Consider the following 3797-nt stretch of genomic DNA (forward strand, 5'->3'; position numbering starts at 1 on the left):
CGATTTTCAGGTGGTCAACTACCTAATTTTCAGGGAAAAAGTACCTGAATTTTCCCCCTGATCACTCCCATGCCTGGTACTTTTTGATTGACAAAAAGTCTAAAAGTCTTACCCAACAAGGTTTTTAGATTTATTCAGCATAGCCTAACTAAAAACCGCCCCAAAAGGACGGAGTTTCAATGCAAGGAGCTAGGATGCCTCTGCTCATAGTTGTCCCGGCGCTAAGCTTAGTTATCTTTTTGTCTGCGTTTCATCGCCAGACCTAAGCCACCAACAGCAAGAACCCCAACAACAGTACCCGGTTCGGGAATAACCACCTGGGTGAAGGTTTGTGAGAAACTCGTAACTCTGGCGGTTCCAGCCACCCCAGTAGTCCGGCGAGCTAACAAAGTCAGGTTGTTCATGGCCGTATACGTGTTTATTGGTCCCAATGTCATCTCGTCAGTCGCAGGTGAGCCGGGGGTAGCGGTGCTATTGCCCGAAATATCAGCACCATTGAAGGACACAGAAGATGGTGTTCCCGTAGTGGGGCCCGTAACTGACGCACCTGTTAGGGCATCTATCTGTTTCACGATTGGGACATATTTAGCGGATGTTACCGTGAAGTCGAAGCCGACACCAGCATTCCAAGTGGTATTCCCGCTCGGCGGAGTTAGGTTTATGCCGCCAACAATAATGTAATTGAGAGTAGTACTACCAGAGACACCAGGAATGTAAGTGCCGGTTGCACTCACTCGAATGTTGGCTTTGGGATCGGCCACAGGGTTAGCCCCAGGACTTTTGGAAAAATCGTAATTAGTCCAGTCCTCGAACACTTTCTCAATTGTGCCATTTCCGTCCTCATCAACTGAGATGGAACCACCGCCAAGAAGCTCGGCGAGTGTACAGAATGAGGTACTTGCACAGCCGGTATAGGTTACCAGAGCCGCCTGGGCCGGCGCAGTGGCGAGGCCTAGGCCAGCTGCAACAACCAGAGCGGCAGCGCTAGGAATGGTGTATCTGCGTATTTTTGTCATTTATAGAGACTCCCACAGGGGTAAAGTGGATGTTATGGATAACAATCGCAATGTTAACAACAAATTTTTCAAATGTCAACACCAAATTGCTTATTTGTCAATAGATCACTGGAAAATTGTTAATAAGATCACAGAAAAAAGTTTCTCCCCCGCTCCCCCTTACCCCTCTTTGTGGCCAGAAAAAGCCAGATCAGCAGTCTCGATTACCTTTAATAGCTGTTCGATCCGGTTTTCCGTCGGGGGGGCCAAACAGGGAAAAACGGCTAAACCGGGGATTTGATTGGCCACCTCGGTGACAGCCACATCAAGGGTGACTAGGGGTAAATTAGCTAGGGTTTCCGACTCGCTCAAGGTTTGCAGATAAGAGTATAAATCTTCCGCGATCGAACTATCGATTAAGATAGCGTCCACCTCCCAGACACCAGCTAAAAGTTCCGCCTGTTCGCAACTATCGGCCTCAATAAAACGATAATTCTCCCGAACTAATTGATTATTCCAAATCCAGCTAAAGGAAGATAAATCGGAGAAGTTAGGGGCATAATGGCCGTGTAAACGCAGCAGAGTCGGAGCAGTGCGCCGTTTTCGGCTAGGAATGGGGGAAACGGTCAGATTCAGGCAAGCTTGCAGCGCTGCCGATGTGATCGGCGGAACAAGAAAACTATCGGCCCCTTGCTGTTGACTGCGGTTGCGCTCAGAATCGGCAGCGGTGACAATAACTTTCATATCTTTGGTTTGGGGATGGGATTTCAGCAGCGTTAACACATCCCAACCGGACAACAGGGGTAGATTGGGATTGAGAAAAACACAACGGGGTTTTAACTGACGGGCTTTTTCGATCGCCTCAGTGCCGCTACGGGCGATAATGGCTTTTAATCCCAATTCACTCAAGCGCTCGACAAACTGTTCGATCACTTGGGGATTAGCTTCCACCACCAACACCAGACGCTGGGGGGTCGATTGTTCCTCTTCTGTTCCTTGGGGATAAACCGGCAGCAGTAAAGTGAATTGACTGCCTTCCTGGTCCTTGGAGACAAAGGATAGATCTCCACCGTGACAGCGCGCTAATTTTTGGCTGAGGACTAAACCTAAACCTGCACCCTCAAATTGACGGGTGAAAGGACTTTCTAGCTGTTGGAATTTCTGAAAAATCAGATGCTGGGATTCTTCTGGAATACCGATCCCCGTATCCCAGACGGTAAAAGCCAGCCAATTTTCCCAACGATTGACTTTAATGCCCAAATTACCGCCATCAATGGTGAATTTAACCGCATTGTCTAACAAATTCACTAACATCTGTTGTAAACGGGCTTCATCGGCCAGGGCATAATCTAACCCTGATTCGATGTCAAGACGATAGCTGCCGGGGAGATCGAGACGTTGGGGATACTTATCGACAATGATATCGTACACCCGTTGACAGAGGCGATCGATTTTGACTCTAGCTAAAGTTAATTTTAGTTGTCCTGTCTCTAGGCGGGTTAAATCGAGGAGATCATTGACCAAAGCCATCAACTGGCGACCGCTGCGATAGATTAAATCGGCATATTTCGACTGTCGGGGGTTAAGTTCACCGATTTTTTGGTCCCGCAGCAGATTGGAAAGACCGATCACGGCGGTGAGGGGCGATTTAAACTCATGGCTGACACAGGCGAGAAATTCATCCTTAAGACGATTTAAATGGACTAAATCGGCATTTTTAACCGCTAATTCCTGACAATAGTGCTGTTGTTCCGTGATATCGGTGGCTAACAGTAACCACAGTCCCGAAGCTTTCTCGATCAAGGGATAATTATCCGCCAAATTTAACGGCACGGACAACAGTCGCCAAGTCTTGGCTAAACCCGATGTCACCGTTTCTAGACGCTGGGGAAACAGGGGGGGGGTGGGGGATTGGAGGGTTAAGGGGTCATTAACCAAAGCAAAGGGAGATTTATCGATATTAGCGGGGAAAGCCGCCCCGATTTGTTGACACCAAGCCTGATTTTGGTATAAAATTCCCGCTTCTGGACTGTAGAGCAGCAGCGGCAGCGGTAATTGTTCCAGAAATTCCAGAGGACGATCGCTGCGGGGGGGCAAATTGCGATCGCTGATGCGGGGCTGCGGGGGAGGATCATCGAGAATCGAGCGCCCGAGACAAAATTGGAGAAGTTTTCCCGTGTCCAAGCGTCCTAACAGTTTGCCCTGAGCATCCACTAAAATAGGGGCTAAGGAGCTTCCTTCTGCCGTCAGGGTTGCCAGAAACTCACTCACGGCCATGCGCGAGTTAAGAGGGATAATCGGGCGCAGCAAACCGCTCAGATCTAGGCAGTTGGAGGAGGGGTTTCTGGTTTCGGGGTGCTGTTGTTGATAGAGGAGGTAGGCAATCAGGGTTTGACTCTCAATCAGTCCTAGGGGACAATACCGCTCATCCACCACCACGATCGCTTCTGGATTGCCCGTATTAATTAAATCTAAAAGACTTGCCGTGTCAATAATTAATTCACAGGTAGTGACGGATTGATTAAAGTGATGGAGGCTGAGGGTAACGCTAGGCATGGGGATAATTGGGTGGGCGGTGGCGGTAACTTTAGGGCATAATTAGGGTCTGCTGAAAAAGTTTTTCGGTGGGGGTTGGGGTTTGGGGGTTGGGGGTTGGGGGGTGGGGGTGTGGGGTGTGGGGTTTTACCCATTTTCAGGTGGTCAATTACCTAATTTTCAGGGAAAAAGTCCCTGAATTTTCCCCCCAATCACTCCAAGGGTCGGCACTTTTTGAGGGAAAAAAAGTCTAAAAACCTTGTTGGA

At 48.9% G+C, this 3797-nt stretch carries 2 protein-coding genes; both read right to left on the minus strand.

The features are described 5' to 3' along the window. Positions 1-227: 227 nt before the first annotated feature. Positions 228-1016, minus strand: coding sequence for a PEP-CTERM sorting domain-containing protein (locus tag IM319_RS17095; protein WP_287736384.1), 789 nt, complete (start codon positions 1014-1016; stop codon positions 228-230). A 159-nt stretch (positions 1017-1175) separates the two neighbouring features. Further along, a complete protein-coding gene (locus IM319_RS17100) occupies positions 1176-3551 on the minus strand; it encodes an ATP-binding response regulator (RefSeq protein ID WP_287736385.1) in 2376 nt (791 codons plus the stop codon). Positions 3552-3797: the final 246 nt, after the last annotated feature.

Source organism: Microcystis sp. M113S1 (assembly GCF_020246945.1).
GTDB lineage: Bacteria > Cyanobacteriota > Cyanobacteriia > Cyanobacteriales > Microcystaceae > Microcystis.

Bases quoted from the DNA above. Each gene is read 5' to 3' on its own strand.
- IM319_RS17095 (WP_287736384.1), bottom strand. From the start codon at position 1,016: ATGACAAAAATACGCAGATACACCATTCCTAGCGCTGCCGCTCTGGTT.
- IM319_RS17100 (WP_287736385.1), bottom strand. From the start codon at position 3,551: ATGCCTAGCGTTACCCTCAGCCTCCATCACTTTAATCAATCCGTCACT.